Genomic DNA, 4,004 nt, shown 5'->3' with positions numbered 1-4,004 from the left:
GACCAAGGATCGCGTCACGATCCGCGTCAACATCGCCGCCGAATACCGGGTCCTCGATCCGGTCAAGGCGGTGAGCGCGGTGAAGGACTTCTCTGAAGCCCTCTACCGCGCCCTGCAGTACGCGTTCCGCAAGACGCTTGGCGCGCTGACGCTCGACCAGATTCTTGAAAAGAAGGTGACGGTCGACGAGGAGGCGGCGGCCAAGGTCCGCGCCGACATGGCCGAGATCGGGGTCGAGGTCAGCGATATCGCGCTCAAGGATGTCATCCTGCCGGGCGAGATGCGCGAGATCCTCAACCAGGTGGTTTCGGCCGAGAAGCAGGCCGAGGCCAACGTCATCCGCCGCCGCGAGGAGACGAACGCCACGCGTTCGCTCCTCAACACGGCCAAGGTGATGGCCGAGAACCCGGTGATGCTGCGGCTGAAGGAGCTCGAGGCTCTGGAGGCCATCGCCGGCAAGGTCGAGCGGCTGACCGTCCACAACGGGACGGGCGGGCTGCTGAACGACCTGGTCAAGCTCCGCGACAGCTGAGCTGACGTAGCGTCAACGGGAAGGGCCGCCAGCAATCCGGCGGCCCTTCTTGCGTTTCGAAAGCCAGCATCCCATCTGCACCGGGCTTATCAGCCCTTTTCCTGCCCGGAAAAACCGATTAGACAGCGCCCAAACAAGATGCGGACAGATTCCGCCCGCAACCGAAGGAAGAGCCCTTGTCCACCACGTTCGACAAAGTCGCCAAGATCATTGCCGACACCAGCGAGATCGATATCGAGACGATCACCCCCGAAAGCCACACCATCGACGATCTCGGCATCGACAGCCTCGATTTCCTCGACATCGTCTTTGCCATCGATAAGGAATTCGGCATCAAGGTGCCGCTGGAGAAGTGGACGCAGGAGGTCAATGACGGCAAGGCCTCGACCGACGACTACTTCGTCATGAAGAACCTGTGCGCCAAGATCGACGCGCTGGTCGCGGCCAAGAACGCCTGAGGCGGTTCGGGCGCGGCCTTGACGTGCCCTGCCCGCTGACCCAAAACAGCCGCCCATGAGCCCCCACGACGTCGTCATCACCGGTATCGGCCTTGTCTCCTCGCTGGGAGAGGGTCCGGATGCCCACTGGCAGAAACTCGCCCAGCCCGGCCTCGAGCCGGTGCTCGATGCCGCGCGCTTTGCGCCCTACACCATTCATCCGCTGCCGGAGGTCGACTGGAACCTGCAGATCGCCAAGCGCGGCGACCAGCGGCAGATGGAGACCTGGCAGCGGCTCGGCACCTATGCCGCGGGTCTGGCGCTGGACGATGCCGGCATCAAGGGCAATGACGAGCTCTGCGCGACCATGGACATGGTGGTGGCGGCCGGCGGCGGCGAGCGCGACGAGGCGGTCGACGCCGCGATCCTCGCCGCTTCCGAAAGCCGCAACGACCGCGACGTGCTGCTCAACGAGAAGCTGACCACCGAACTGCGCCCGACGCTGTTCCTCGCCCAGTTGTCCAATCTTCTGGCCGGCAACATCTCGATTGTCCACAAGGTCACCGGTTCCTCCCGCACCTTCATGGGCGAGGAAGGCGCCGGCGTCGCCGCCGTCGAGACGGCCGCCGCGCGCATCCGCTCGGGACAGTCGACGCATGTGCTGGTCGGCGGCGCCTTCCAGACCGAACATTCCGACATGCTGCTCGGCTATGAACTCGCCGGCTACCTGCATCGTGGCAACTGGAAGCCTGTCTGGCAAAGGCAGGACGGCGAAGGCGGCGGCGTGGTGACCGGATCCGGCGGCGCCTTCCTGGTGCTGGAGCAGCGCGAGCACGCGACGAGCCGGGGGCGCAAAATCTACGCCGAGCTCGGCCCCATCGTGTCCGGCCGCGCCAAGCGGCGCAACGGCGGGCTCGATGCCGAGATCGCGACCCTGCTCGAGCAGGCGGCGCTGCCGAATGGCGAACTGCTGGCGATCTCGGGCGCTTCCGGCGCCCACCTCGCTACCGCCGCCGAAAAAGCCGCGTTCGACGCCAATGCGGCCATCGCGGCACGCGCCTTCTCGACGTTGACCGGCCATATGAAGGAGGCGCAGTTCCCCTTCGCCGTGGCGCTGGCGGCACTCGCCGTCGAGCGTAAGGCCGGCTATCCCGCTTTCGATGCCGCGACCGAGAAGCCGTTTGCCGGCATTCCCACGACCGTGCTTGCAACGGCGATCGGCTATCACCAATTCGAGGGCATGGGGCTGATCAAGGCGGCCTAAGTGACCACCAGGGACAAAGCATGGCCAATCTGAATGACCACATGGGCAGGCCGATCGTCGCCGTCACCGGCATCGGCGTGGTGACGTCGTTGGGCGTCGGCAAGGCCGACAATTGGGCGGCGCTGACCTCCGGCAAGTCCGGCATCCACCCGATCACCCGCTTTCCGGTCGATCATCTGAACACCCGCATCTCCGGCATGGTCGACTTCCTGCCGTCGAGCTCCAAGGGCGCCAGCCCCCTCACCTACGAGTTGGCCGAGACCGCGGCGCAGGAAGCGGTGGCGGAAGCCGGTCTTGACAGCGGCGATTTCAGCGGACCGCTTTTCCTTGCTTCGCCGCCCGTCGAGCTCGACTGGGCCGACCGTTTCTCGCTCTACAATTCCGACAAGCAGGATGCCGGCGCCGAGAGGCTGCTGCGCGTGGCGCGCGCGCTGAAGGAGCTCGACATCTTCGAGACCACCCAGTTCGGTTCGATCGCCGACCGGCTGGCCGACCGTTTCGGCACGCGCGGCCTGCCGATCACGCTGTCGACCGCCTGCGCTTCCGGCGCCACCGCCATCCAGCTCGGCGTCGAGGCGATCCGCCGCGGCGAATGCGACAAGGCGCTGTCGATCGGCGCCGATGGCTCGGCGACCGCCGAGGCGTTGATCCGCTTCTCGCTGTTGTCGGCGCTCTCCACTCACAACGATATTCCGGAAAAGGCGTCGAAGCCTTTTTCCAAGGATCGCGACGGCTTTGTGCTGGCCGAAGGCTCCGGCGCGCTGGTGCTGGAATCGCTGGAAGCTGCTCTTGCCCGCGGCGCCCCTATCCTCGGCATCATGCGCGGCTGCGGCGAAAAGGCCGACGATTTCCACCGCACCCGCTCCAAGCCAGACGGTTCGCCGGCGATCGCGGCGGTGCGCGCCGCGCTTGCCGATGCCGGCCTGAGCGAGGACGAGATTGACTACGTCAACGCGCATGGCACCTCGACGCCGGAAAACGACAAGATGGAGCATCTGTCGCTGTCGACCGTGTTCGGCGGGCGGATCGGCTCGATGCCGATCTCGTCCAACAAGTCGATGATCGGCCACACCCTGTCGGCAGCCGGCGCGGTCGAGGCCGCTTTCTCGCTGATGACGATGCGCGAAAGCGTCATCCCGCCGACCATCAACTACGACAATCCCGACCCGGCGATCGTGCTCGACGTGGTGCCCAACAAGAAGCGTAATGCCGAGGTGGGCACCGTTTTGTCGAACTCCTTCGGCTTCGGCGGCCAGAACACGTGCCTTGTCATGGCGAGGGAACCGGTCTAAGCGGACGTTTTCCCGCTTTTGACGAACTGACAGGCCCCATGCGCGCATTGCAACTTATCGAGGACCGCCGTCTTGAAACGGTGGACCTGCCGCCTCCCCCGCCGCCTTCGCTTGGCGAAGTGACGCTGCGCATCAAGGCGGTGGCGCTGAACCATATCGACGTCTGGGGCTGGCGCGGCATGGCCTTCGCCAAGCGTAAGCTGCCGCTGGTCGTCGGCGCCGAGGCGTCGGGCGAGGTCGACGCCGTCGGCCCCGGCGTCTCCAGCCTCCTGCCGGGGCAATTGGTGTCGATCTATGGCGCGCGCACGTGCGGCCTTTGCCGTGCATGCCGCGAAGGACGCGACAATCTTTGCGAGCACGTCTCCGGCGTTCATGGCTTCCACCTCGACGGCTTCGCGCAAGAGAAGATCAATCTGCCGGCCCGCCTGCTGGTCCCCGCCCCGCCCGGCGTCACCGAGATCGGCGCGGCGGCCGCGCCC

General features: G+C 66.0%; 5 protein-coding genes. All 5 read left to right on the top strand.

The features are described 5' to 3' along the window. On the top strand, positions 1–532 hold a 532-nt coding region (locus EN742_RS27015), incomplete at its 5' end, for a slipin family protein (protein ID WP_148670282.1). Between the two features lie 176 nt (positions 533–708). After that, positions 709–990, top strand: a complete 282-nt coding sequence (locus EN742_RS27010) for an acyl carrier protein (protein WP_126054139.1) — start codon at positions 709–711, stop codon at positions 988–990. Between the two features lie 55 nt (positions 991–1,045). Continuing rightward, positions 1,046–2,233: a beta-ketoacyl-ACP synthase gene (locus EN742_RS27005; protein WP_126054138.1), complete on the top strand. Its 1,188-nt coding sequence runs from the start codon at positions 1,046–1,048 to the stop codon at positions 2,231–2,233. 20 nt (positions 2,234–2,253) lie between these two features. After that, on the top strand, positions 2,254–3,525 hold the full coding sequence (locus tag EN742_RS27000; protein ID WP_126054137.1) for a beta-ketoacyl-ACP synthase: 1,272 nt from the start codon (positions 2,254–2,256) through the stop codon (positions 3,523–3,525). A gap of 38 nt (positions 3,526–3,563) precedes the next feature. Continuing rightward, on the top strand, positions 3,564–4,004 hold a 441-nt coding region (locus EN742_RS26995; protein ID WP_148670281.1), incomplete at its 3' end, for an alcohol dehydrogenase catalytic domain-containing protein.

It is taken from the genome of Mesorhizobium sp. M4A.F.Ca.ET.020.02.1.1 (assembly GCF_004022645.1).
GTDB lineage: Bacteria > Pseudomonadota > Alphaproteobacteria > Rhizobiales > Rhizobiaceae > Mesorhizobium.
This window is presented reverse-complemented; position numbering and strand designations above follow the sequence as displayed.